The organism is Lysobacter claricitrinus, from assembly GCF_045866565.1.
Lineage (GTDB): Bacteria > Pseudomonadota > Gammaproteobacteria > Xanthomonadales > Xanthomonadaceae > Cognatilysobacter > Cognatilysobacter claricitrinus.
Genome location: NZ_BAAFZV010000002.1, coordinates 1,374,221 through 1,398,091, shown reverse-complemented (window position 1 = coordinate 1,398,091; position 23,871 = coordinate 1,374,221). Strand labels below are relative to the sequence as shown.

The window sequence follows — 23,871 nt, the reverse complement described above, 5'->3', positions numbered from 1 at the left end:
CCCGCCGTCGTGCAACAACATGTTCGGCGCGATCAGGCCGCGGCGCGGTGGCTTTCGTCGCCAGTGATCGCCGCGTAGCCGGCCGAACGCAGTTCCGATGCCTCGAAGTCGTCGACGCTGATCGTGTCGATCGTCATCTCGCGCAACGCTTCGAGCTGCGCGCGCTCGTCCGCGGTGATCCAGTTGTTGCGAACGGCGAGGTCGAGCTGCGACGTGAAGTCGTGGGCTTCAACCTCGTGGCCCTTCAGCGCCTTCTGGAACTTGCGCTCGACCGGTTCGGCGGCGATGACGGCTGGCAGGTAGCTGTCGATGCGGCCGGCCGGGTTGTGCTCGCCCGGCGTCAGGAACGCGCCGCGGCCGAGGCGGTCGCGCGCTTCGCCAGGCGTCATCAGGATCGACGCCACCTTGTGGCTCAGGCGGTCGCTCGGCGCGACCGCACGACGACCGAACGGGAACACCAGCGCCCACAGCAGCCAACCGACCGGGCGCACCGGGAAGTTACGCAGCGCGGCCGACAGCGACAGCTCGAGCTTGTGCATCGCGTTGTGGAACGACCACGCCAGCAGCGGCTGGTCGGCCGCCGGCGCGCCCTGGTCGTGATAGCGCTTCAGCATCGCACTGGCGATGTAGAGCTGGCTCAGCACGTCGCCTAGGCGACCCGACAGCGACTCCTTGAACTTCAACTTGCCGCCGAGCAGCAGCATCGACGTATCCGCCATCAGCGCCAGCACCGACGAATAGCGGTTGAGCTTGCGGAAGTAGCGCTTGGTGTAGTCGTCGCCGGGTGCCGCACCGATCGTCGCGCCGGTGATGCCGAACCACAGCGAGCGCACCGCGTTGCTGATCGCGAAACCGATGTGGCCGAACAGCGCGGAATCGAAGTCGCGCAGGCCCTGCGTGCGATCCGGATTGTTCGCGGCCTTCATTTCCTTGAGGACCCACGGATGGCAGAGGATCGCGCCCTGGCCGAAGATCATCAGCGAGCGCGTCATGATGTTCGCGCCTTCCACCGTGATGCCGATCGGCGACGCCTGCCACGCACGGCCGAGGTAGTTCTTCGGGCCGAGGATGATGCCCTTGCCGCCGTGGATGTCCATGGCGTCCTTGATGACCTCGCGGCCCATCTCGGTGCAGTGGTACTTCGCGATCGTCGACGGCACGGCCGGCAGTTCGCCACGCGCGACGGCGGCGGCGGATGCCTCGGCAAGCGCGGTGATCGTGTACGCATTGCCACCGATGCGCGCGAGCGCTTCCTCGACGCCCTCGAAGCGGCCGACCGACAGGCCGAACTGCTTGCGGATGCGCGAGTACGCGCCAGTCACGCGCGCGCCCATTCGCGAGCCGCCGGACGCGGTGGAGGGCAGGGTGATCGAGCGGCCGATCGACAGGCACTCGACCAGCATCTGCCAGCCCTTGCCGGCATACGCTTCGCCGCCGATGAGCTGGCTGAGCGGGATGAAGACGTCCTTGCCGCGGATCGGGCCGTTCTGGAACGGCGAGTTGAGCGGCATGGCACGGCGGCCGATCTCGACGCCCGCGGTGTCGCGCGGCAACAGCGCGAGGGTGATGCCGATGTCCTGCTTCTCGCCGAGCAGGCCGTCCGGGTCGTACATACGGAACGCGAGGCCGATCAGCGTCGCGACCGGCGCCAGCGTGATGTAGCGCTTGTCGAACGTGAGCTTGACGCCGACGACGCGCGCGCCGTTCCAGTCGCCCATCGTCACGATGCCGTAGTCGGGAATCGACGTCGCATCCGAGCCCGCCCACGGTCCGGTGAGGCCGAAGCACGGCACTTCGCGGCCGTCGGCCAGGCGCGGCAGGTAGTAGTCCTTCTGCTCGGTCGTGCCGTAATGCATCAGCAGTTCGGCCGGGCCGAGCGAGTTCGGCACGCCGACGGTGGAGCTCACCACCGACGAGATCGACGCCAGCTTTTCGATCACCTTGTGGTTGCCCAGCGCGGTGAAGCCGAGGCCGCCGTACTCCTTCGGCACGATCATGCCGAAGAACTTGTTGCGCTTGATGTAGTCCCAGATCTCCGGCTGCAGGTCGGCGTGCACATGCGTGATCGACCAGTCGTCGACCATGCGGCACAGCTCTTCGACCGGGCCATCGAGGAAGGCCTGCTCGTCCGCGCTGAGCGTCGGCTTCGGCTGCGACATCAGCACGTTCCACTCGGGCTTGCCGGAAAACAGCTCGCCTTCCCAGCCTACGGTGCCCGCTTCCAGCGCAACGCGCTCGGTTTCCGACAACGGCGGCAGGATCTTCTTGTAGAAGCCGAACAGCGGCCGGGTCACCAGGGACTGGCGCAAAGCCGGCACCAGCAGCGGCACCGCGATGATCGCGAACAGCACGGTCGCGACGATGGTGGCGGTCGGGTTCGCATGCAGCAGCCAGCAGGCGACGAGCCCGGCGGCCGACATCGCCACCCACGGCGCGAGGCGCATGCGGTGGTAGGCGGCCACGCCGCCGAGGATGAGCAGGACGAGGAACGGTGCGGCGATGCTCATGGAGCGCTCCAGCGGACGACCGTCCGCGCGGGGTTGTGATGGCGAATGTCGCCGGGCGCCGGATTCAAACGGCAGCATGAAACGCCCGACATACGGACGAGTATGGTAACGTTCCCGGACCGCTGTCAACGCCAATTCGCGCCGACGGATGCGCGGATTTTTGCTCCGCATACTGCCCCGGCCGGACCCGTACGGATACACTGATCCCATGACGACCGACACGCCGGCCAAGTCCGACCGAACCGGGCGCCTCAGCGCCGACGACTGGGCGCAGGCCGCCCTCGACCTGATCGCCGAGCAGGGTGTCGCCGCCGTCGCGGTCGAGCCGCTGGCGCGCCGCCTGGGCGTCACCAAGGGCAGCTTCTACTGGCACTTCCCGTCGCGCGAGTCGCTGCTCGTCGCCGCGCTCGAACGCTGGGAGAAGACCGAGCAGGAAGCGATTTTCGGCCAGCTCGAACAGATCGCCGACCCCCGCCAGCGCCTGCGCCAGCTGTTCGACGTCGTCGCGCACGAGGTCACCTCGCACATCATCTATTCGGCGCTGCTCAAGGCGCTGGACCACCCGATCGTCGCGCCCGTCATCGGCCGCGTCTCGCAGCGTCGCCTCGAGTGGCTCGCCGCGTCCTTCCGCCAGGCCGGTCTCGACCCGCACGCCGCGCTCAACCGCGCGCGCCTCGCGTACGCCGCCTACGTGGGCTTCCTGCAGCTCAACCTCCAGCTCAACCAGACGCGCCTGCCGCGCGATGAGTTCGAGGCGTTCGTCGAGCACATGATGGCCACGCTGATCCCCTGAGGGATCGCCGCACCGTTTCCCATTGTTTGAAGGAGGTTCCCGCATGAATGCCCTCGTCCAGGACGTCGACAAACGCGCCCCCGAGGTGCATGGCCGTGGGACCACGCTGGCGAGCCTCGCGCGTTGGGTCGAGGACGTCGCCGCGTTGACGCGTCCCGATGCCATCCACTGGTGCGACGGCAGCGACGCCGAGAACGCCGCGCTGGTCGCCAAGATGGAAGCGGACGGCACGCTGATGCGTCTCAACGAAGAGACGAACCCGGGCAGCTGGCTGCACCGCTCGCATCCGGACGACGTCGCGCGCGTCGAGCACCTCACCTTCGTGTGCACCAGGCAGCAGGACGACGCCGGCCCGAACAATCACTGGATGTCGCCCGTCGACGGCCATGCGCAGATGGACGCGCTGTTCGATGGCTGCATGGAAGGGCGGACGATGTACGTCATCCCGTACTGCATGGGCCCGATCGATTCGCCGATCTCGCGTTGTGGTGTGGAGATCACCGATAGCCCGTACGTCGTTGCGAACATGCGCATCATGACGCGCATGGGCGAGCCGGCACTGCAGCGCATCGAGCGCGACGGCACTTTCGTTCGCGGCCTGCATTCGATCGGCGAGCTCGATCCGAATCGTCGCTTCATCATGCATTTCCCCGAGGAGCTGACGATCAAGTCGTACGGCTCGGGCTACGGCGGCAACGCGCTGCTCGGCAAGAAGTGCCACGCGCTGCGCATCGCTTCGCACCAGGCGCGGCAGGAAGGCTGGCTGGCCGAGCACATGCTGATCCTCGGCATCGAGAACCCGCAGGGCGACACGCATTACATCGCCGCGGCGTTCCCGTCCGCCTGCGGCAAGACCAACCTTGCGATGCTGATTCCGCCCGAGGGCTACCGCGCCGAAGGCTGGAAGGTTTGGACCGTCGGCGACGACATCTGCTGGATGCGCCCGGGCCCCGATGGCCGCCTTTACGCGATCAATCCGGAAGCCGGTTTCTTCGGCGTCGCGCCCGGTACGTCGGCGAAGTCGAACCCGAACGCGCTGGCGACGATCCGAAGCAACACCATCTTCACCAACGTCGGCCTGACCGCCGATGGCCAGCCGTGGTGGGAGGGTCTCGACGAAGGCGTGCCCGCCATTGATTGGCGCGGAAATGACTACGATTGCAACAAGGGCCCGGCCGCGCATCCGAACGCGCGTTTCACCGTGTCGGCCAAGCAGTGCCCGAGTTATTCCGTGCATGCGGAAGACGCGCAGGGCGTGCCGATCAGCGCGATCGTGTTCGGTGGCCGTCGCGCATCGCTGGTGCCGCTGGTGTTCGAGGCGCGCGACTGGACGCACGGCGTGCTCGTCGGCGCCGCGATGGGTTCGGAGACCACCGCTGCCGCGACCGGTGCGGTCGGCGTCATGCGTCGCGACCCCATGGCGATGAAGCCCTTCTGCGGCTACAACTTCGCCGACTACTTCGCGCACTGGCTGTCGTTCGACAACGGCCAGAACAAGCTGCCGAAGGTGTTCCACGTCAACTGGTTCCGCAAGGGCGACGACGGCAAGTTCCTGTGGCCCGGCTTCGGCGACAACCTCCGCGTGCTCGAGTGGATGATCAAGCGCGTGGAAGGCTCAGCGGACGCTTCGGAAACGCCCATCGGTGCGCTGCCGCGCGAACAGGACCTCAACCTCGACGGCGTCACGCTCTCCGACGAAGCCCGCGCCAAGCTGTTCGGCTTTGACCACGCCGGCTGGACCGCCGAGTTCGCCAGCATCGGCGACTACCTGCGCGAATACGGCCCGCGCATGCCGCAGGCGCTGCACGACGAGCAGCAGCGGATCGCCGCTATGCTTGGCGGATGACCGCAGAGTCCACGCTGAAACCGGCCCGTTCGTTCGACGTCGACGGACGGGCTGTCCATGTCTTCGACGGCTTGTTGCCAAATGCCGGCGCGTACGAGCAGGGCCTCGCGCGCGCCGCATTCACCCGAACAGAAGTCGCGCGCCCGGATACCGCCGGCTACCGCCACTGGGTGACCGAGACGCGCGTCGACGTGCTGCGCCAGCAACCGATCTTCCAGCTGACGCTGGATGCCGTCCGCGCGTTGCATCCGACCCACCGCTACGACGTGCACCGCGCGTACACCAACGTCGCGTCGTACGGCGACATGCTGTTCACGCACGTCGACTGCCTGCCGGACCAGCACGACCTCACCGCGCTCTGGTACATGTGCGAACAGTGGGACGTGGAGTGGGGCGGTGAAACGGTGTTCTTCGACGCGAGCGATGAGATCGCCGCGGCGGTTCGTCCGTCGCCCGGTCGCCTGGTCATTTTCGACGGCGCGATCAAGCACGTCGGTCGTCCCCCCAACCGCATCTGCTACCACCCGCGCTACACGTTCGCGCTGAAGCTCATGCGGACGGGCGGGGCAGGATGAATCGAGCGGATTTCGACGAGGCCAGCTGGTTCCCCGTCGACCTGCACGTTCCCGAGCGCTGGTTCAGTTTCGCGCGCGTCGCGCCCGACGTGGTCGAGCGATCCGCGTTCCTCGACACGCGGATCGAGGCGCGCATCGACGATCTCCGCCGCGTGCCGGTGGACGAACTCCCCCCAATACCGATGCCGCTGCACCTGGGCTGGCTGTTCCATACATCGTTCTGCGGCTCGACGCTGCTCGCCCGGGCGCTGCACGGTGGCGCACGCACGGTGCTACGCGAACCGCTCGTGCTACGCCGACTCGGCGACGCACGTCGGTCGGGCGCGGACATCGCCGGACTGTCGGACGCCGCAGCGCGGCTACTCGGCCGACCGTGGACTCTTGGCGGCCAGGTCATCGTCAAACCGACCCATGCCGCGCTGAACGTCGCTCGCGATCTTCTGGATGCGACGCCGACGAGCCGTGCCGTGATCCTGACGTCGTCACTCGACGATTTTCTCGTCTCCAACATCAAGAAGGCGCCGGAGACGCAGGCGAAGGTTTCCGAACTGGCCGAGCGCGCGCTCAACGCGTCGACCTTCGGCCAGCGCCTGCCGACGCCCGCGCTGACGCCGCCGGACCTGCTTTGCGCGGTGTCGCTGCAGTGGGCGGCGCAGCGGCAGGTGTGTGCCGACCTGCTCGGGGCCGGAGTCGCGGAACGCGTGCGCACGCTCGACGCCGCGCAGCTCTACAGCCATCCGGACGATGTCGCGGTCGCGGCCGCCCTGTGGCTCGGTGAGTGCACGGATACCGGCGACATTCGCGTCCGCGCATCGCGCGTCGCCACGCGAAATGCGAAGGCGACGGACGTGGCGTACGATGCCGCCGCACGTGATCGCGAGGTCGCGGCGGTCGCCCGGCATTACGCGCGCGAGCTGCGGGCCGCGCGAAACTGGTTCGACCTCAACGTCGCGCCGCACATGTCGGACACGGCATTCAACCTCGACGCCGCCGCGCCATTGGTGCCCGCGACGAACGACTGACGATCGAGCCATGACACACCCCAATCAGCTCTGGATGGCCGGCGAGCAGGCCATGGACCGCAAGAATTTCAAGCGGGCCGAGATCAGTTACCGACAGGCGCTGGCGCTGGATGCTTCGCACGCGCCGTCGCTCATTGGCTTGTCTTCCGCGCTGTCCGAGCTTGGCCGCCACCGCGAGGCGCACGAGGCGGCGATGATGGCGTTCCAGAAGCGCCCGCCCATCGCGCCGGTCATATTCGCGATCGCGCAGCGACTTCGCTACTTCCACGAGTTCGATGCGCTCGCGCAGTGCCTGGCGACGCCGTCGTTCGGTCGCGATGCGCCGGCGGACATCATCGCGAAGGCCGCGGTGATGTTGAGTTCCATCGGCGCGCACGATCAGGCGGTGGCGCTCGTCGAGCAGGGGCTGGCGAAGAAGCCGTCGGATGCGGCATGCCTGCACGTTCGCGGCAACTTCCACTATTTCCGCGGTGAGCTCGATCGCGCTGAGGCCTGCTACGAGGCGTCGCTGCGCGCTGATCCGCTGCTGTTCCAGAACTCGATGATGCTCGCGGGTGTTCGCCCGGCCACCGAGGAACGCAATTACGTCGAGCGCTTCCGGGAGCAGCTCACGCGCGCGCGGCCCGGCGGAAACGGAGAGATCTACCTGCCGTTCGCGTTGCACAAGCAGTTGCACGAACTCAAGCGCTACGACGAAGCGTGGGATGCGCTGGCCCGCGGGTGCGTCGCCAAGCGCAAGCAGACGCCGTACCACCTATCGACCGATCGCGCGCTCGTCGACGCGATCGAAGCCACGTGCACCGCGCAGTTCATCGGGCAGACGAGCACCGTCGACCAGCCGATCGTGCCGATCTTCATCGTCGGCATGCATCGGTCGGGCACCACGCTTCTCGAGCGAATGCTGTCGGGGCACAGCCTCGTCGGTGACGCAGGCGAGACGACGGCGTTCCATGCCGAGCTGGAACTCGCGCTCGATCGTGCAACACCGAAGGGACCCGACGCGGCCTTCGTCCGGGCGACCCCGGAAGCCGACTTCGACGCGGTCGCGCGTGGTTACGCGCGTCGCGCGCGCTGGCTCAGTGGCGGCAAGCCGTTCTTCACCGAAAAGCTCCCGCAGAACTTCCTCAACGTCGGACTGATCGCCAAGGCGATGCCGCAGGCTCGCTTCCTCCATCTCGTGCGCGACCCGATGGACACGTGCTTCTCGAATCTGCGGCAGCTGTTTTCCGGCGCCGCGCAGTATTCGTACGTCGCCGAGGAACTCGCGGGCTTCTATCTGCTGTACCGGCGAACGATGGCGCATTGGCGCAACGTGCTGCCGGGCCGCGTGCTCGACATCAGTTACGACGCCCTTATCGAGGACCCGGAAGCGATGGCACGTCGCGTAGCCGCGCATTGCGGGCTGGACTTCGAAGACGCGATGGTCGACATCCAGCGCAGTTCCGGCACCGTGGCCACGCCGAGCGCGGGCACGGCGCGACAGGGCTTCAGGAAGGACCGCGGACAGGTGTGGCGAAACTACGAGCAGCAGCTGCAGCCGCTGCGCGCGATGCTGCAGCCCGCGTACGACGAAGTCCTCCCCGTCTGATCAGCTGTCCTTGGTTCCGAACCAGCAGTTGAAGGCGACGGTGATGCGTTCGTCGCTTCCGTGGAACGGCAGGACCTCGTGGGACACCCACGACGGAAACAGGACGAGCTGGCCGGCTTTCAGGCGGATGCTCCACGTGCCGTGGTGATACGGCGCTTGGAGTCGCGCGTTGCCGGGGTCGAGGAACATGTTGCTGTAGTAGTGCGGGTTGTGGAAACGCAGCACGCCCGATTCCGGATGATCGGGCGACGATTCGCCCTCGCTCACGCAGTAAACGCCGGACCATGACGCCATCGGATGCGTGTGCGCGATCACGAATCCGGGTGCCGTCGTGATGTGAAACCACGTGTGCGAATAGATGCGGAGATTCGCCATCTCGGCGGCGCTATATCCGTTGATGGCCTGGATCGTCCGGCCGAGTTCGGTCCAGCAGAACTCGCGCAGCTTCTGCACACAGGCTTCGGGCCACGAGAACAGGTTGAACTGGCTTTCGTAGACGCCCGCCTGTTGCTTCAGAGACGGGCTGGCGTTCGCGATTCGCGGATCCTTGGACCGTTCGGCCAGTAGCGCCCTAAGTTCGGCATTCACCGTCGCGTGGTCCGCAAAGCGCGCCTGCGCGAGCGGCACGGCGAACATCGATGCGATCTCGGCGTGTTCCGGGAGTTCTTCAGATGCCATGGAGCGATGGTGCCAACGCACGTCGTCACCCGCAAGGCGCACAAAAAACTACGGCCCCTTTCGGGGCCGTAGCGGGTGGAGCGGTGTAGCGCCGGATCAGAACTTCTGGTTGTACGACAGGTAGAAGAAACGGCCCGGGACTTCGTACTGCGGATCGAACGTATTGGCGAACGCGTTGAAGACGTACGGCGGATCCTTGGCGAACACGTTGTTCACGCCGAGCGTGACCTTCGCGTTCCACGGAGCCTTCCAGTACACCGACACGTCGTGATACGTCGTGGCGCCGATGTAGTTACGCGACAGCACCGGGTCAACCGCACCCGCCGCGTTCGTCACAGCCGCGTTGCAGAGCTCGCCGAAGCCGTAGTCGTTGTAGTAGAACGGGCACGACTCTTCCTGACGCGAGTAGTAACGCGTGAACCACGTGGCGCCGAAGTCACCCTTCTCCCAACGCGTCATCATGTTGGCGCGGATGCGCCACTGATTGTTGTTCTGCGTGTAGTTGGCGACGTTGTTGCCGTTGTCGTTGTCGTCGATGATGCCGTCGTTGTTGTCGTCGACCTCATTGAGCGACTGGTACGTGGCGTCGAACGAGAACGACAGCTTGCCCCAGCTCTGTTCCGGCAGCTTGTAGTTCGCGGTCAGATCCCAGCCTTCGACGTTCTGCGCGCCGATGTTCAGGCCGGCGGACAGCAGGTCGTTGATCTGACCCGTGCCGTTGCGGTTGAACAGCGTGCAGTAGTTGCTCAGGCCCTGCAGGATGCAGCGGTTCAGGATGTCCTGACCCGAGAAGCTGGTGATCGCGTTACGCAGCTCGATGCGCCACCAGTCCAACGACACGTCGAACGCGCCGGGGACGTACTTCGGGCTCCACACGACGCCGAGGGTCTTGGTCGTCGAGGTTTCCGGCTGCAGGTTCGGGTTGCCACCGACGCTGATGCGGATCTGCGCATTGCCCTGGTCGTAACCACCGGCCGGCACGCCCTGCGCCGTGCAGCGCGCGCGCTGTTCCGGGGTCAGGATGTTGTAGCGGCCACCGAACGTCGTGGAGCACGGATCGGCGATGGTCGGGAACGAGTCGGCGACGCCCTGGTACAGCTCGAGGATGGACGGGCCACGGAAGCCTTCAGCCCAGTTGCCGCGAACCATCAGTTCGTCGATCGGACGCCACTTGAAGCCGAACGCCGAGTTCGTCGTCTGGCCGAAGTTGCTGTAGTCCGAGATACGCGAGGACAGGTCGAACTCGAGCTGCTTGGCGAACGTCACGTCCTTGAGCAGCGGGACGGACAACTCGACGTAACCTTCTTGGATCGAGTAGCCGCCACTGGTCGGGGTACGCGCGTTGCCGGTCGTGTTGCCCGAGGCGATGAGCGCGTCCGGCGAGTCGTAGCCCGATTCCGTGCGCTTCTCGACGCCAGCTGCGAAGGCGAGCATGCCGCCCGGCAGTTCGGCGATTTCGCCGGTGATGTTGGCGTAGTAGTCCTTCATCTTGTACGACAGTTCGTCGTGCGCGACGAAACCGGAGTACGACAGCATTGCCGGCGTGATCGCGCCCGGCGCGCCGAGCAGGTTGAGCGGAACGCAGCCCGGGATCGCGGCGCCGCCCGGGGCGACGACGCAGGTCGGGACGCCGTTACGCATTTCCGACGGGCCGAGGGCGTTGCGCAGCGCGAGGACGTTGAACAGGCCGTTGGTCGTGTCGTTCTCGTCGTTGCGGCCATACACCATGCCCGCGTCCCACGTGAAGTAACGGTTCCAACGCTCGAAGCTGCCTTCGAGGCCGCCGTTGAAGCCGAACGTGTCGACGTTCTGGTTGAACGAACGACCGCCGGTTTCAACTGCACGACGCTGGATGCGCGAGACCGGCGCACCGAACGGGTTGTACATGCTGAACTGCGAGATCGTGATCTGCTTCGACTGCGTGTTCGCGCCGGGACCCGAACCGAGAACGATCGGCATGGCAGCGAGCAGCTGCTCCGAACGACGGTTGTTGTAGGTCGCCGTGATGAACGCGCTGACGTTGTCGGTCAGGTTGACCGACGCGCGGCCGAAGACCGACTTGCGCTCCTGCGGGGTGAGCAGGTAGTTGTCGGGGGCGAAGTTGTAGAGGTCGGTCGCCGTCGAGAAGTTACGGAAACCGTTTGCGCCGCTACCGCCCGGGTTGTAGGTGAACTGGCCCGTCGTACCGTTCGGGCGGGTCTCGGGCACGGAGCAGCCCGTCGAAGCCGAATAGGTGCCGCGGCAAAGCGCGAAACGGCCGAACGGCGTGGTCGACGAACCGAACGCGACGCCGGTACCGTGGGTCGGCTCGGCGGAGATCTCGCGATCGCCGGCCATGACCGGATCTTCCTTGACGTAGCCGGCGCCGAACATGGCGCTGAAGCGGTCGTCGGAGGTGCCGATGGTGAAGTCGTAGGACTGGCGGAAGCCGTCGCCCTTGTCGAACTGGCCGAGGTAGCCGTTGAACTCGGCGCCCTGGTAGTCCGTGCGGAGGATGACGTTGACCACGCCCGCGATCGCGTCGGAGCCGTAGATCGACGACGCGCCGGCCTTCAGGACTTCGATGCGCTCGACCGCGGCGGTCGGGATCGTGTTGAGGTCGACGGCGCCGCCGAGGCCCGTGCCACCGACCCAGCGACGGCCGTTGACGAGGACGAGGGTGCGGTTCGAACCGAGGTTACGCAGGCTGACGCGGGTTTCGCCGTCACCACCATTGTTGAACGTGGTGTTGAGCGTCGAACCGTTGGCGGCGAGGTTCTGGATCACGTCGCCGACGGAGGTCAGGCCCTGCGCCTGGATTTCCTCGCGGTTGAGCGAAATGATCGGCTGGGAGGTCTCGGACTCGGCGCGGCGGATGCGCGAACCGGTCACTTCGACGCGGCCCAGCTCCTGCGCGGGCTTGGTGTCGCCCGAGGTGGTCGGGGTCGTGGCGGTCTGCGCGAACGCGGTGCCCGTACCGGCGGCGCCCACGGCGAGCGCGAAGGTGATCGCGTCCCGGAGCCTGGTGGTCTTAAAGGTCATTCTCTCTCTCTCCAAGTGTGGCTTGGTGTTTCCCATGGGAACCCCCCCGGCTGAGTCTCGGAGAACGCAATCCGTTGAGGTCGGTCCGATGGTAATCGGGTCCGCCAGAGAATTAAAGGGTCGTTAAGAGGCGACCGCCAAGCGGCCGTTTCCGGGGGCACAACCCCGTAGGGACGGGCTTCCCAAAAAGCTACGGCCCCTTTCGGGGCCGTAGCGGGTGGAGCGAGAGTCGTCGGATCAGAACTTCTGGTTGTACGACATATAGAAGAAACGGCCCGGGACTTCGTACTGCGGATCGAACGAGTTGGCGAACGCGGTGAACGCCGTCGGCGGATCCTTCGCGAACACATTGTTAACGCCGAGCGTGACCTTCGCGTTCCACGGCGCCTTCCAGTAGACGGAGACGTCGTTATACGTCGTGCCACCGATCGTGTTCTTCGAGCCGGCCTGCACGATGCCCGACGCATTCACTGTCGCGTCGTTGCAGAGTTCACCGAAGCCGTAGTCGTTGTGACCGCCGATGAAGCGGCACGGTTCGGTCTGGCGCGAGTAGTAACGCGTGAACCAGGTCGCGCCGAAGTCGCCCTTCTCCCAGCGCGTCATCAGGTTGCCACGGATGCGCCAGTTGTTGTTGCGGTCGAAGTACTGGCCCACGATGCTGTTGCCGTCGGCGGCGTCGATGTCGCCGTCAGCGTCGTTGTCCGACTCGTTGAGCGACTGGTACGTCGCGTCGAGCGAGAACGACAGCTTGCCCCAAGCCTGCTCAGGCAGCTTGTAGTTCGCGGTCAGGTCCCAACCTTCGACGTTGTTCGCGCCGATGTTGATGCCGCTCGACAACAGCGAATTGATCGTGCCGCCCGGGCTGCGCGAGTACTGATCGCAGAACGGCTGGACGCCCTGGATGATGCACTGGTTGAGGATGAACTGACCCGAGAAGCTCGTGATCGTGTTGCGCAGTTCGATGCGCCACCAGTCGAGCGAAACGTCGAACGAACCCGGTACGAACTTCGGGCTCCACACGACGCCGAGCGTCTTCGTGGTCGACGTTTCCGGGCCGAGGTCCGGGTTGCCGCCGACGCTGATGCGGATCTGCGAGTTGCCCTGGTCGTAGCCGGTCGCCGGCACGCCCTGTGCGGTGCATCGCGCCTTCTGCGTCGCGTCCAGCGTGTTGAACTTGCCGCCGAACGTGGTGGAGCAGGGATCCTGGATCGCCGGGAACGAGTCGGCGACGCCACGATACAGCTCGAGGATCGACGGACCGCGGAAGCCTTCAGCCCAGTTGCCGCGAACCATCAGTTCGTCGATCGGACGCCACTTGAAACCGAACGCGGAGTTCACCGTCTGGCCGAAGTTGCTGTAGTCCGAGACGCGCGACGACAGGTCGAACTCGAGTTCCTTGGCGAACGTCATGTCCTTGAGCAGCGGGACCGACAGCTCGACGTACGCTTCCTGGATCGAGTAGCCGCCGCGGGTGGCCGTGCGCGCATTGCCCGTCGTGTTGCCGGAGTTGATCAGCGCGTCCGGCGAGTCGTAGCCCGCTTCGGTGCGCTTCTCGACGCCAGCTGCGAAGGCAAGCATGCCGCCCGGCAGTTCGGCGATTTCGCCGGTGATGTTGGCGTAGTAGTCCTTCATCTTGTACGACAGTTCGTCGTGCGCAACGAAAGAGGAGTAGGCCAGCATTTCGGGCGTGATCGAACCGGTGGCGCCGAGCAGGTTCAACGGCACGCAGCCGGGGATGACCGCGCCGCCGGGAGCGGTCACGCAGACCGGCACGCCGTTGCGCATTTCCGACGGACCGAGCGCGTTCTTCAGCGCAAGGACGTTGAACAGGCCATTGGTCGTGTCGTTCTCGTCGTTACGGGCGTACACCATGCCCGCGTCCCACGTGAAGTAACGGTTCCAGCGCTCGAAGCTGCCTTCGAGACCGCCGTTGAAGCCGAACGTGTCGACGTTCTGGTTGAACGAACGACCGCCGGTTTCCGTCGTACGGCGCTGGACGCGCGAGACCGGCGCACCGAACGGGTTGTACATGCTGAACTGGCTGATGCTGACGGCGCGCGTCTGCGTTGCCGTCGTCGCCGTGCCGAGCGTGATCGGCATTGCGGCGAGCAGCTGCTCCGAACGACGGTTGTTGTACGTCGCGGTGATGAACGCCGTGACGTTGTCGGTGACGTTCACCGAGGCGCGGCCGAAGATCGACTTGCGCTCCTGCGGCGTCAGCAGGTAGTTCTCGGGGGCGAAGTTGTACAGGTCCGCCGGCGAGCTGAAGTTGCGCCAGTTGGTGCCGCTCTGGCCGGGGTTGTACGTGAACTGGCCGGTGGTGCCGTTCGGGCGGGTTTCGGGGACCGAACAGGCGCCGCTCACCGGATTGACCGTGCCGCGGCACAGCGCGAAGCGACCGAACGGCGTGGTCGTGCTGCCGAACGCGTTACCCGTGCCGAAAACCGGGACGGACGAGATGTCGCGATCGCCGGCCATGACCGGCTCTTCCTTGACGTAGCCGGCGCCGAACATGGCGCTGAAGCGGTCGTCGGAGGTGCCGATGGTGAAGTCGTAGGACTGCTTGAAGCCGTCGCCCTTGTCGAACTGGCCGAGATAGCCGTTGAACTCGGCGCCCTGGTAGTCCGTGCGGAGGATGACGTTGACCACGCCCGCGATCGCGTCGGAGCCGTAGATCGACGACGCGCCGGCCTTCAGGACTTCGATGCGCTCGACCGCGGCGGTCGGGATGGTGTTGAGATCGACGGCGCCGCCGAGGCCCGTGCCACCGACCCAGCGACGGCCGTTGACGAGGACGAGGGTGCGGTTCGAACCGAGGTTACGCAGGCTGACGCGGGTTTCGCCGTTGCCGCCGTTGTTGAACGTGGTGTTGAGCGTCGAACCGTTGGCGGCGAGGTTCTGGATCACGTCGCCGACGGAGGTCAGGCCCTGCGCCTGGATCTCTTCGCGGTTGAGCGACACGATCGGCTGGGAGGTCTCGGACTCGGCGCGGCGGATGCGCGAACCGGTCACTTCGACGCGGCCCAGTTCCTGGGTCTTCTTGTCATTGCTCGAGGCGTCCTGCGCGAACGCGACGCCCGTGCCGGCAACGCTGCCCACGGCGAGCGCGAGGGTGATCGCGTCGCGGAGCGTGGTGGTCTTGAACATCATTCGATCTGTTCCCCAAAAGTGAATGGTCGTGCCCATGGTTGCCTGCGGAACCGAGAGAGGGATTCGTTAAGGCGCAGTGAGCGTAGCGTCAAACTTGTCGAAAATCTATTCAGAAAAGACCTTCCGACGAGTGGTTATGTCGCAATGGAAGTTGAGATGAGAAGCGCGCCGCAAAAACAAAAACGCCGCCCGAAGGCGGCGTTGTTGGCGGCAAAGCGACAACCCTCAAAGATCCTGCTGATACCTCACGTACGGCACGGCGCCCTCGTCCTGCTCGGCGTTGCCAGGGGCGAACGGATTGCGCCCGCGGGTGACCACGTTTTCGGCACCCACGCTGAGCTGGCCGCTCCACGGGGTGCGCCAGCTCAGGCCGAGATCGATGCCTTCCCAGTGGCCCGGCTGCATGGGCGAGTCCACCACGCGGCCAATCACGTTCGCGCCGAAGCGTCCGACGCTGGTGCCGACGCTGAGCGTCTTGATGTCCCAGCGGTCTGCCAGTTCCGGCACTGCGTCAGGCGAAACGAGGCGCGCACGCGCGATGGTTCCGGCGATCGACACCGTGGCTTCGCGACCGATGTTCTTCTCGCCGATCAACGTCAGCGCGTTCTGGTTCACCCGCGAATTCGCATGACTCGACGTGAGCCACGCCGGTAGCGTGTCGTGACTGTTATTGACGCCGACGCCGACACGAACGTTCTTGTGCGACAGCGTCGCGCCTGCACTGGCCTGCTTGCTATGCGTATCGCCAAGCGATGCCAGCAGGCAGTTGTCTGCGAGCGCGCCGATCGCGCTGCCGAGGCCGGACTTGCGATCGCACAGCAGGCCGAGCGTGTCGCCGGTGCCGACGCCGAGGGCGCTATCCAGCCGTGTATTGCCGAACTGCCACGTCGCGGTGGAGACCGGTTCGAGCAGGAGGACCGCTTCGACCTTGCCGCTGTTCTGGTTCCACACCGGCAATGCCTGTGGACGCGGGCGCGACACCTGTGCGGACGCAATGCCCGTCGCGACCATAAGGCCGGCGGCGAGGAAGCGGCGGAACAGGCGGGCTCGGGACGTCACGGGGGTTGCGACCGGGTGCGGACCGGAAAGTTCCGGGCGTGTGAACGGAGGGTTCAACTATAGGCGATTTATCAATCTTTAACAATCCGCTCGTCGTGCCGTCACTGCGGCCGGTCGGGCGCCGCCATCTCGCGATCGGCGTTCTGGAACAGCTGTTCGATCTCGTCGGCACTGAAAATATAGGCCTGGCCGCAGAACTCGCACCGGACCTTGGCCTCGCCGGTAGCGGCCGCAAGCCGGGCCTCCTCCTGGCCGATGGCGACCAGCATCGACTCGACCCGGGCCCTCGAGCACGAGCAGCCGAAGGCCAGGTCCTTCCCGGCCAGGACCTCGACGCCGTCCTCGTGGAAGAGTCGGTGCAGGAGGCGATCCCCATCCGTCGAGAGCAGCTCGCCCTCGCGCAGCGTGTCGAACAGCGCGCCGACGCGGTTCCAGCCGTCGTCGTCGCCCTCGTCGCCCGGGAGCTTCTGCAGCATCAGCCCGGCGGCCATGTCGCCGTCGGCGGCGAGGAGCAGGCGGGTCGGCAACTGCTCGGACTGGCGGAAGTAGTCCTCGAACGCGCCATCCAGCCGGCTGGCCTCGAGGGGGACGAGGCCCTGGTAGCGCACGGGCTCGCCGTCCGGGCCGTGGTTTTCGATGGTGATTGCGAGGATGCCGCCGTGGCCGAGGTCGCGCAGGTCGGGCGACACCACGCCATCGGAGTCCTCCGAGAGCTGCACGATGCCGCGCAACGTGCCGGCCGCGGTGCACTCGGCGAACAGCGTGCGGATCGCGCCGTCGCTGCGCATCTGCACGGACAGGCGGCCATCCACCTTGGCGTGGCCGGTGAACAGTGCGGCCGCGGCGGTCGCCTGCCCGAGCATCGACATCGCGGCGGCGGGGTACTCCTCGCGCTCGCGGATCTGGCGCCAGGCGTCATGCAGGCGGACGTGCACGCCGCGCACGCCGGCATGGTCGATAAGAAAGCGGACGAGGTGATCGTGTCCGGCGTTGGCGGGATTCGGGTCGGTCATCGGGATCGTGGGGGGGCGGCGCTTGGCCGATAATGCCAGCGGGGCTGCAAGGCGATGCGACGACATGGGGGCACGATGACGACGACACAAGGCGGTACGACGCGCCGCAGGCGCTGGCTGCGTCGACTGCTATGGCTGCCTGTCGTCTTCGTCGCGTTCACCGTGCTGCAGGTGGGGACGCTGCGGTTCGTCGACCCGTGGTTCTCCAGCTTCATGGCGATCCGACAGTTCGAAGCCTGGGGCGAAGGCGACTTCCGCTTCGGCGTCGCCTACGACTGGCGCGATCTCGACCGTATTTCGCCGAGCGTCCCGGTCGCGCTGGTCGCCGCCGAGGACCAACGCTTCGCCGATCACTTCGGTTTCGATTTCCAGGCGATGGAAAAAGCGGAGCAGGCGAACGCGCGCGGTCGCAAGTTGCGTGGTGGCAGCACGATCAGCCAGCAGCTCGCGAAGAACCTGTTCCTGTGGGGCGGCCGCAGCTACGTGCGCAAGGGCGTCGAAGCCTGGTACACGCTGCTGATCGAGGCGATGTGGCCCAAGCAGCGCATCATCGAGGTGTACGCGAACGTCGTGGAGTTCGGCGACGGCGTCTACGGCGCACAGGCGGCGTCGCGGCGCTACTTCGGCAAGGACGCGTCGCGGCTCACGCCATCGGACGCGTCGCGACTCGCTGCGGTGTTGCCGGCACCCAAGCGCTACAGCGTGGCGCGGCCGGGGCCCTACGTGGCGCGGCGCGCACGTGCGATCCAGCACCAGATGGCGATGATCGGTGGCCGCAACTATCTCGAGCGGCTCGACTGACATCCGCCTTCGACGACGTAGGATGCCCGCATGCACACCGATCGCCTGACCGTCGTCGTCGCCGCCTACAACGAGGCCGACAGCCTGCCGTTGCTGCATCCGCGCATCGTCGCGGCGTGCGCCGGCATCGACGGCCTCGACGCACGCGTTCTGTACGTCGACGACGGCAGCACCGATGCGACGTGGCGCGCGCTGTGCGATATCGCCACGCACGATGCGCGCGTTTCGCTGCTGCGGCTGTCGCGCAACTTCGGCAAGGAGGCGGCGCTCACCGCGGGCCTTGACCTCGTCGAAGAAGGCGGGGCGCTGATCCTCGACGCGGACGGCCAGGATCCGCCGGAACTGATCCCCGCGTTCGTCGCGAAGTGGCGCGAAGGGTTCGACGACGTGCACGGCACGCGTACGGTGCGTGCGGGCGAGGGCGTGCTGAAGCGCGCGACGGCGCATGCCTTCTATCGTGTGATCGGTCGGCTCTCGCGCACGCCGATTCCAGCGGACACCGGCGACTTCCGCTTGCTATCGCAGCGATCGCTCGCCGCGCTTCGCCAGTTGCGCGAACGGCATCGCTTCATGAAGGGCCTGTTCGGCTGGGTGGGGTATCGCCATGTCGCGATCCCGTACGAGCGCGATCCGCGACTCGCCGGTGGCAGCAAGTTCAATTTCTGGCGCCTGTGGAATTTCGCGATCGAGGGCATCACCAGTTTCTCGACCGCGCCGTTGCGCCTTGCCACGTACATGGGCCTGCTCACCGCGGCGCTCGCGTTCCTCTACGCCATGTGGATCGTGATCAAGGCATTCGCATGGGGTGATCCCGTCGCCGGCTGGCCGACGATGATGGCGGTGATCCTGTTCCTCGGCGGCGTGCAGCTGATCGCGCTCGGCTTGATCGGCGAATACCTGGGCCGCCTGTACGACGAATCGAAGCGACGTCCGCTGTATCTCGTCGACGAATTCCGCCCGGCCGACGCCGACGGCGGTTAGCGCGCGTACCGGCCACCGCAGTTCGCATCCTTGCCGCCGCCGAGTTCCAGCGTGGCGAGCAGCGCAGCGGGCGGCGCGATGTTGCCGAGTGTGATCGCCAGCGCAGCGCGCAGGCCGACGCGCGCCATGTCCGGTCGGAAATGCGGTTGCTTGAACGTGCCGGTGAGGTAGAGCGGCGCGCGGAACGAGAACAGGCTTCGATCTTTCGGCCGCGGTCGAAGTTTCAGGTTGAGCGTCTCGTCGCGCAGGCTGATGGTGCCTTCGCCGACGATGATGGTGTCGGTCGTGTCGAAGGCGAGCGACTTCGCGCCCATGACGCCGTTGTTGACGCCGAAATCGCCGAACGCGCAGCGCACGGGAATCTGCTTGTCGCCGCCGATCAGGAACTTCAACGATTCCTGCACATCGAGGCCCGCGAGTTCCATCACCAGGTTGCTGATTCGGCCGGAGCCCATGCCGATGCCGACGCTGCCGTCCGACGAACCCAGGATGGCCGCGATCGAATTCCCGGTCCCGGCGAGCGTGGCTTCGCCCCCGACTTTGCCGACGGCTTCCTTGGCGAGCTCTGCCTTCGGCATCAGCCGGCCGAGGTTCAAGCCGCGTGCACTGATCTGCGCGCGTGTGCGGATCGGCGACTCGCGCGCGTCCATGCGGATCGTCGAGCGGATATCGCCGCCGGCGACGCCGAAGTTGAGTGGCTCCAGACGCAGCAACCCGTTGTCGAGCTTGAGGTGCGCGTCCATGTCGTCGAGCGGCAGCGTCAGCGAATTGACCTTGGTCGCGCGGAGCGAGACATCCGCATCCATCGAACGCAGCTTGTCGAGGTGGTACGGCTCGTCCGGGAAGATGCGCGGGCTCGCGGCATCGCGCGCGGCTTTTGCGGCGAGTTCCGGGTTCGTGCTCTCGCCACCGCCGGCGGTCGGCGCGCGCCCGATGAAACCGGCGAGATCGTCGAAGTCGAGCCGGTGCGATACGAACCGTCCCTTGAGGAACGGGCGCTTGCCGCCGGTGATGAATGTGGCGTCGCCCGAAAGGTCGCTGTCGCCGACGCGACCTTTGAAGTTGTCGTAGTGCCAGGTGGTGCGGTTGGCGTCGATGTCGCGCGTCAGGCGGCCATCGAGCGAGTAGGGCGGCGTCGGCGGCGCGGCGAGGCCGAAGAGCGGATACAGGTCTTCCAGGTTCTCGCCTTGCAGCGCCAACTGCAGGTCGAAGTCGGCAAAACGCAATGGATCGAGCAGCGTGCCGCGTGCATGCGCGCGCGTGCGCCCCGCCGTTGCATGCACGTCGACGTGATACGGCGCCTCGCGGTTCGCCAACGCGAGCGGCGATTCGGCGCGGCCGTTGAGCGTGAACGGATTGCCCTGCCAATGCCCCGAGCCCTTCGCGGTGAACGGCGGCGGGCGGTTCCCCTTCGGTGCTTCGCTCTGCACGCTGATGCTGACATCGGTGCGCTTGGGCGGATCGAGGAATTCGAAATGGCCGCCGTTGACCCAGAGGTTGCGGAACTGGACTTTCGTCGTGCTCGGCGACTTGTTGTCGAACACCCAGTTGCCGCCGTGCACACCGGTTTCGAGGTTCACGACGGGCTTCTCGAGCCACATCGCGGGGATGTGCACCTGGCGCTTGAACAGCGGCTTGAGCTCGACGCGGATGGTGACCTTGTCGCTCTGCGCCATCAGCGGGCGTTTTGCCCACGGCGCGTTCGAGAACGTGATGCGCTCAGCGGAGACGGTCGGCACCCAACCGAGCTTGACGTCGAGATTGCCGTTGATGTGCAGCTCGCGACCGGTCTTGGCGTGCACGATCTTTTCGATCGGTCGGCGGAACCAGTTCCAGTCCCAGAAGATGATCAGCAGGATGATCGCGATCGCGAGCAGCGCGAGCAGCGTGCGGAATGGATGCCGCAGCACCGCGCCAAGCGGTGATCGCCCGTGGTCGGGCGGTGGCGTATCGGCGGTTTCTGACGCGGTCGTCGACATGGTGGTCAGCCGCCCGCGCACCGGGACGTGCCGCCTTCGTCCTGGCTCAGTTCGCCTTGGCCGTCCTTCATCCGGAACGACAGCGCTTCGCCCTTGAACTGGAATGCGTTGTCCGGATCACGCGCGACCTGCACGGTGCGGCCGTCCTTCAGCGTGACCACTGCGACGAGATCGCCGATCTCGACTCTGCTTCCGTCGTCGCAGGTGAACGATGCCGGCGCACGCGGATTCGGCGCCTCGGCGATCTCCGAGGGTTTCACTGCCGCGCCCGGCGATCCGGAAATGCCCGCGGGATGCTCGGCCGCCGCCGGCTCGTCAGCCGACTTCAGCGGCTCGCCGCTGCGTTTTTCCTGCGAGCACGCGGCCAGCGCGAGGACGAGCGCGACCACGGAAACGAGGCGGGGCGTCGATATGCGCATGGGGCCGTCCAACTGAACTGGCCGCACCTTCTCTGCCCGGTGGTCAAGCACCGGTGAATTGGTTGCGTATGGTTCAGACGACCTGGCGCAGCACGGCGACGTAATGGCAGACGCTGCCGGCGACGCAGAACAGGTGCCAGACCGCGTGCGCATACCGTGAAGTACGCAGGTAGAACACGGTGCCCAGTGTGTAGGCAAGGCCGCCCGCGAGCAGCCAGCCCAGAGTGGTCATGTCGACCGCATGCATCATCGGGCGGATCGCGACGATCGCGGCCCAGCCCATCGCGATGTACAGCGCAGTCGACAAGCGCTTGAAGCGCCCGGTGAAGAAGAGCTTGAAGACGATCCCGGCGATCGCGAGCGTCCAGATCGCCGCGAACAGGCCCCAGCCCAGCGGACCGCGCAGGTCGATCAGCGTGAAAGGCGTGTACGTGCCCGCAATCAGCAGATAGATCGCGCAGTGGTCCAGCACTTTCAGCCGCGCCTTGGCGACCGGATTCCGCGCCGCGTGGTAGAGCGTCGACGCGAGATAAAGCAGCAGCAGGCAGACGCCGAACACGATCGCGCCGGCAAGTTGCCAGCCGTCGCCCCACACCGCGGCGAGGGTGACGAGTACCGAGCCTGCAGCCAGCGCCGCGATCGCGCCGACGCCGTGCGTCAGCGCGTTCGCGAGCTCGTGCGTCGCGGTGCGCAGGCTGTCGCTGCCGGGCACGGCGGCCGTGCCGGGGTCAAGGCCGGTGGAAGCATCCATGACCGCATCCTAATGTACGGATGCGAATGGAATTCACGCCGGCCGTCGGTCAGTCGATCCCGACTGCGTGTGCGTGCTCGCGCGTGGCGAGGAACTGCACGCCCGGTGCGCGTTCCTGCGCGAGCTGCAGGTTCACGCGCGTGGGTGCGAGGTAGACGAGCTGGCCGGCGGCGTCGACCGACAGGTTCATCGCGTTCTTCTCGCGGAACTCCTCGAGCTTTTTCGCGTCGTCGCACCGGATCCAGCGCGCCGTGGCGACCTGCACCTGTTCGAAGCTCGCGTCGACGCCGTATTCGTCCTTCAGGCGATACGCGACGACGTCGAACTGCAGCATGCCGACCGCGCCGAGGATCAGGTCGTTGCTCATCAGCGGGCGGAAGAACTGCGTCGCGCCTTCTTCCGACAACTGCGCGAGACCCTTTTGCAACTGCTTGAGCTTGAGCGGATCGCGCAGGCGCGCGCGGCGGAACAGTTCCGGCGCGAAGTTCGGGATGCCGGTGAAGCTCAGCGCCTCGCCTTCGGTAAAGCTGTCGCCGATCGAGATGGTGCCGTGGTTGTGGATGCCGATCACGTCGCCCGGGAACGCGCTCTCAGCGATCTCGCGGTCGCTGGCCATGAAGGTCAGCGCGTTGGCGAGCTTCACGTCCTTGCCGCTGCGCACGTGGAACGCCTTCATGCCGGCCTTGAACTCACCCGAGCAGATGCGCATGAACGCGACGCGGTCGCGGTGCATCGGGTCCATGTTCGCCTGGATCTTGAACACGAAGCCGGTGAGCTTGTTTTCGGTCGGATCGACCGGGCGGCCCGTGGTCGCGCGCGGCTTGGGCGACGGCGCGTGCTCGACGAAGAAATCGAGCAGAAGCTGCACGCCGAAGTTGTTGACCGCCGAGCCGAAGAACACCGGCGTCTGTTCGCCGCGCAGGTAGGCGTCGGCATCGAACGGATGCGACGCGCCTTCGACGAGTTCGAGTTCGTCCCGCACTTCCTGCAGCATCTGCGCGCCGATGCGCGCTTCGAGCGCCGGGTCGTCGATCGACGGGAAGATGGTCGAATCCTGCCGCGTGAAATTGCGGCCCTGCTCGTACAGGTGCACTTCGCCGGTCAGCAGGTGGACGACGCCCTTGAGGCGCTGGCCCATGCCGATCGGCCACGTCACCGGCGCGCACTGGATCTTGAGCACGCTTTCGACTTCGTCGAGCAGGTCGATCGGGCTCTTGCCCTCGCGATCGAGCTTGTTGATGAAGGTCATGATCGGCGTGTCGCGCAGGCGGCACACCTCCATCAGCTTGATCGTGCGTTCCTCGACGCCTTTGGCGACGTCGATCACCATCAGCGCGCTGTCGACCGCGGTGAGCACGCGATAGGTGTCCTCGCCGAAGTCGGCGTGGCCGGGCGTGTCGAGCAGGTTGACGATGCGGCCCTCGTACGGGAACTGCATCACCGAGGACGTCACCGAGATGCCGCGCTCCTTTTCCAGCGCCATCCAGTCGGACGTCGCGTGGCGCGCGGCCTTGCGGCCCTTGACCGAGCCGGCCATCTGGATCGCGCCGCCGAACAGCAGCAGCTTCTCCGTCAGCGTGGTCTTGCCGGCGTCGGGATGCGAAATGATGGCGAAGGTGCGGCGGCGCAGCGCCTCTAGCGAAACATCGGACATGGCGTCGGCGCGCTCGGCGCGCGGCAGCAGGATC

The 23,871-nt window shown here is 66.3% G+C and carries 17 protein-coding genes; 7 read left to right on the top strand and 10 right to left on the bottom strand.

Annotated features, from left to right (window positions below; translation table 11 throughout):
* Positions 1-32: 32 nt before the first annotated feature.
* Positions 33-2,507 (bottom strand): acyl-CoA dehydrogenase, encoded by a 2,475-nt coding sequence (locus ACKTTN_RS11330; RefSeq protein ID WP_407909936.1) that lies wholly within the window; start codon positions 2,505-2,507, stop codon positions 33-35.
* A gap of 208 nt (positions 2,508-2,715) precedes the next feature.
* Between ACKTTN_RS11330 and ACKTTN_RS11325 the strand changes: the two genes are divergently transcribed.
* From ACKTTN_RS11325 to ACKTTN_RS11305, 5 genes are read left to right on the top strand one after another with little or no spacing between them, the layout of a single operon-like run.
* Positions 2,716-3,300, top strand: a complete 585-nt coding sequence (locus tag ACKTTN_RS11325; RefSeq protein ID WP_407909935.1) for a TetR/AcrR family transcriptional regulator — start codon at positions 2,716-2,718, stop codon at positions 3,298-3,300.
* A gap of 43 nt (positions 3,301-3,343) precedes the next feature.
* Positions 3,344-5,146 carry a phosphoenolpyruvate carboxykinase (GTP) gene (locus tag ACKTTN_RS11320; RefSeq protein ID WP_407909934.1) on the top strand — a complete coding sequence of 601 codons (1,803 nt, stop codon included), beginning with the start codon at positions 3,344-3,346 and terminating at the stop codon, positions 5,144-5,146.
* Complete coding sequence (locus ACKTTN_RS11315; protein ID WP_407909933.1) at positions 5,143-5,721, top strand: 2OG-Fe(II) oxygenase; 579 nt, start codon at positions 5,143-5,145, stop codon at positions 5,719-5,721. Before ACKTTN_RS11320 ends, ACKTTN_RS11315 begins: the two co-directional genes overlap by 4 nt.
* The gene (locus ACKTTN_RS11310; protein ID WP_407909932.1) at positions 5,718-6,743 is read left to right on the top strand and encodes a hypothetical protein; all 1,026 of its coding nucleotides are present in this window, start codon (positions 5,718-5,720) and stop codon (positions 6,741-6,743) included. The genes ACKTTN_RS11315 and ACKTTN_RS11310 overlap by 4 nt, the downstream gene beginning before the upstream one ends.
* A 10-nt stretch (positions 6,744-6,753) precedes the next feature.
* Complete coding sequence (locus ACKTTN_RS11305; protein WP_407909931.1) at positions 6,754-8,331, top strand: tetratricopeptide repeat-containing sulfotransferase family protein; 1,578 nt, start codon at positions 6,754-6,756, stop codon at positions 8,329-8,331.
* Here ACKTTN_RS11305 and ACKTTN_RS11300 read toward each other — a convergent pair whose 3' ends face one another.
* The 5 genes from ACKTTN_RS11300 to hslO form a co-directional block, all read right to left on the bottom strand.
* Positions 8,332-9,009 (bottom strand): putative 2OG-Fe(II) oxygenase, encoded by a 678-nt coding sequence (locus tag ACKTTN_RS11300; RefSeq protein ID WP_407909930.1) that lies wholly within the window; start codon positions 9,007-9,009, stop codon positions 8,332-8,334.
* Between the two features lie 96 nt (positions 9,010-9,105).
* Complete coding sequence (locus tag ACKTTN_RS11295; protein ID WP_407909929.1) at positions 9,106-12,030, bottom strand: TonB-dependent receptor plug domain-containing protein; 2,925 nt, start codon at positions 12,028-12,030, stop codon at positions 9,106-9,108.
* A 237-nt stretch (positions 12,031-12,267) separates the two neighbouring features.
* Positions 12,268-15,180 (bottom strand): TonB-dependent receptor plug domain-containing protein, encoded by a 2,913-nt coding sequence (locus ACKTTN_RS11290; RefSeq protein WP_407909928.1) that lies wholly within the window; start codon positions 15,178-15,180, stop codon positions 12,268-12,270.
* 225 nt (positions 15,181-15,405) lie between these two features.
* Positions 15,406-16,191 (bottom strand): XOO1806 family protein, encoded by a 786-nt coding sequence (locus ACKTTN_RS11285; protein WP_407910077.1) that lies wholly within the window; start codon positions 16,189-16,191, stop codon positions 15,406-15,408.
* A gap of 149 nt (positions 16,192-16,340) precedes the next feature.
* Positions 16,341-17,252 (bottom strand): Hsp33 family molecular chaperone HslO, encoded by a 912-nt coding sequence (hslO, locus tag ACKTTN_RS11280; RefSeq protein WP_407909927.1) that lies wholly within the window; start codon positions 17,250-17,252, stop codon positions 16,341-16,343.
* 75 nt (positions 17,253-17,327) lie between these two features.
* Between hslO and mtgA the strand changes: the two genes are divergently transcribed.
* Entirely contained in the window at positions 17,328-18,053 is a 726-nt protein-coding gene (mtgA, locus tag ACKTTN_RS11275; RefSeq protein WP_407909926.1) for a monofunctional biosynthetic peptidoglycan transglycosylase, read from the top strand.
* 30 nt (positions 18,054-18,083) lie between these two features.
* On the top strand, positions 18,084-19,034 hold the full coding sequence (locus ACKTTN_RS11270; protein WP_407909925.1) for a glycosyltransferase family 2 protein: 951 nt from the start codon (positions 18,084-18,086) through the stop codon (positions 19,032-19,034).
* Here ACKTTN_RS11270 and ACKTTN_RS11265 read toward each other — a convergent pair.
* From ACKTTN_RS11265 to ACKTTN_RS11250, 4 genes are all read right to left on the bottom strand, one after another.
* Positions 19,031-21,013 carry an AsmA family protein gene (locus ACKTTN_RS11265; protein ID WP_407909924.1) on the bottom strand — a complete coding sequence of 661 codons (1,983 nt, stop codon included), beginning with the start codon at positions 21,011-21,013 and terminating at the stop codon, positions 19,031-19,033. The genes ACKTTN_RS11270 and ACKTTN_RS11265 overlap by 4 nt on opposite strands.
* Before the next feature lie 5 nt (positions 21,014-21,018).
* The gene (locus ACKTTN_RS11260; RefSeq protein WP_407909923.1) at positions 21,019-21,432 is read right to left on the bottom strand and encodes a hypothetical protein; all 414 of its coding nucleotides are present in this window, start codon (positions 21,430-21,432) and stop codon (positions 21,019-21,021) included.
* Positions 21,433-21,505: 73 nt separating this feature from the next.
* Positions 21,506-22,183: a PAQR family membrane homeostasis protein TrhA gene (trhA, locus tag ACKTTN_RS11255; RefSeq protein WP_407909922.1), complete on the bottom strand. Its 678-nt coding sequence runs from the start codon at positions 22,181-22,183 to the stop codon at positions 21,506-21,508.
* A gap of 49 nt (positions 22,184-22,232) precedes the next feature.
* On the bottom strand, positions 22,233-23,837 hold the full coding sequence (locus ACKTTN_RS11250) for a peptide chain release factor 3 (RefSeq protein WP_407909921.1): 1,605 nt from the start codon (positions 23,835-23,837) through the stop codon (positions 22,233-22,235).
* Positions 23,838-23,871 lie beyond the last annotated feature (34 nt).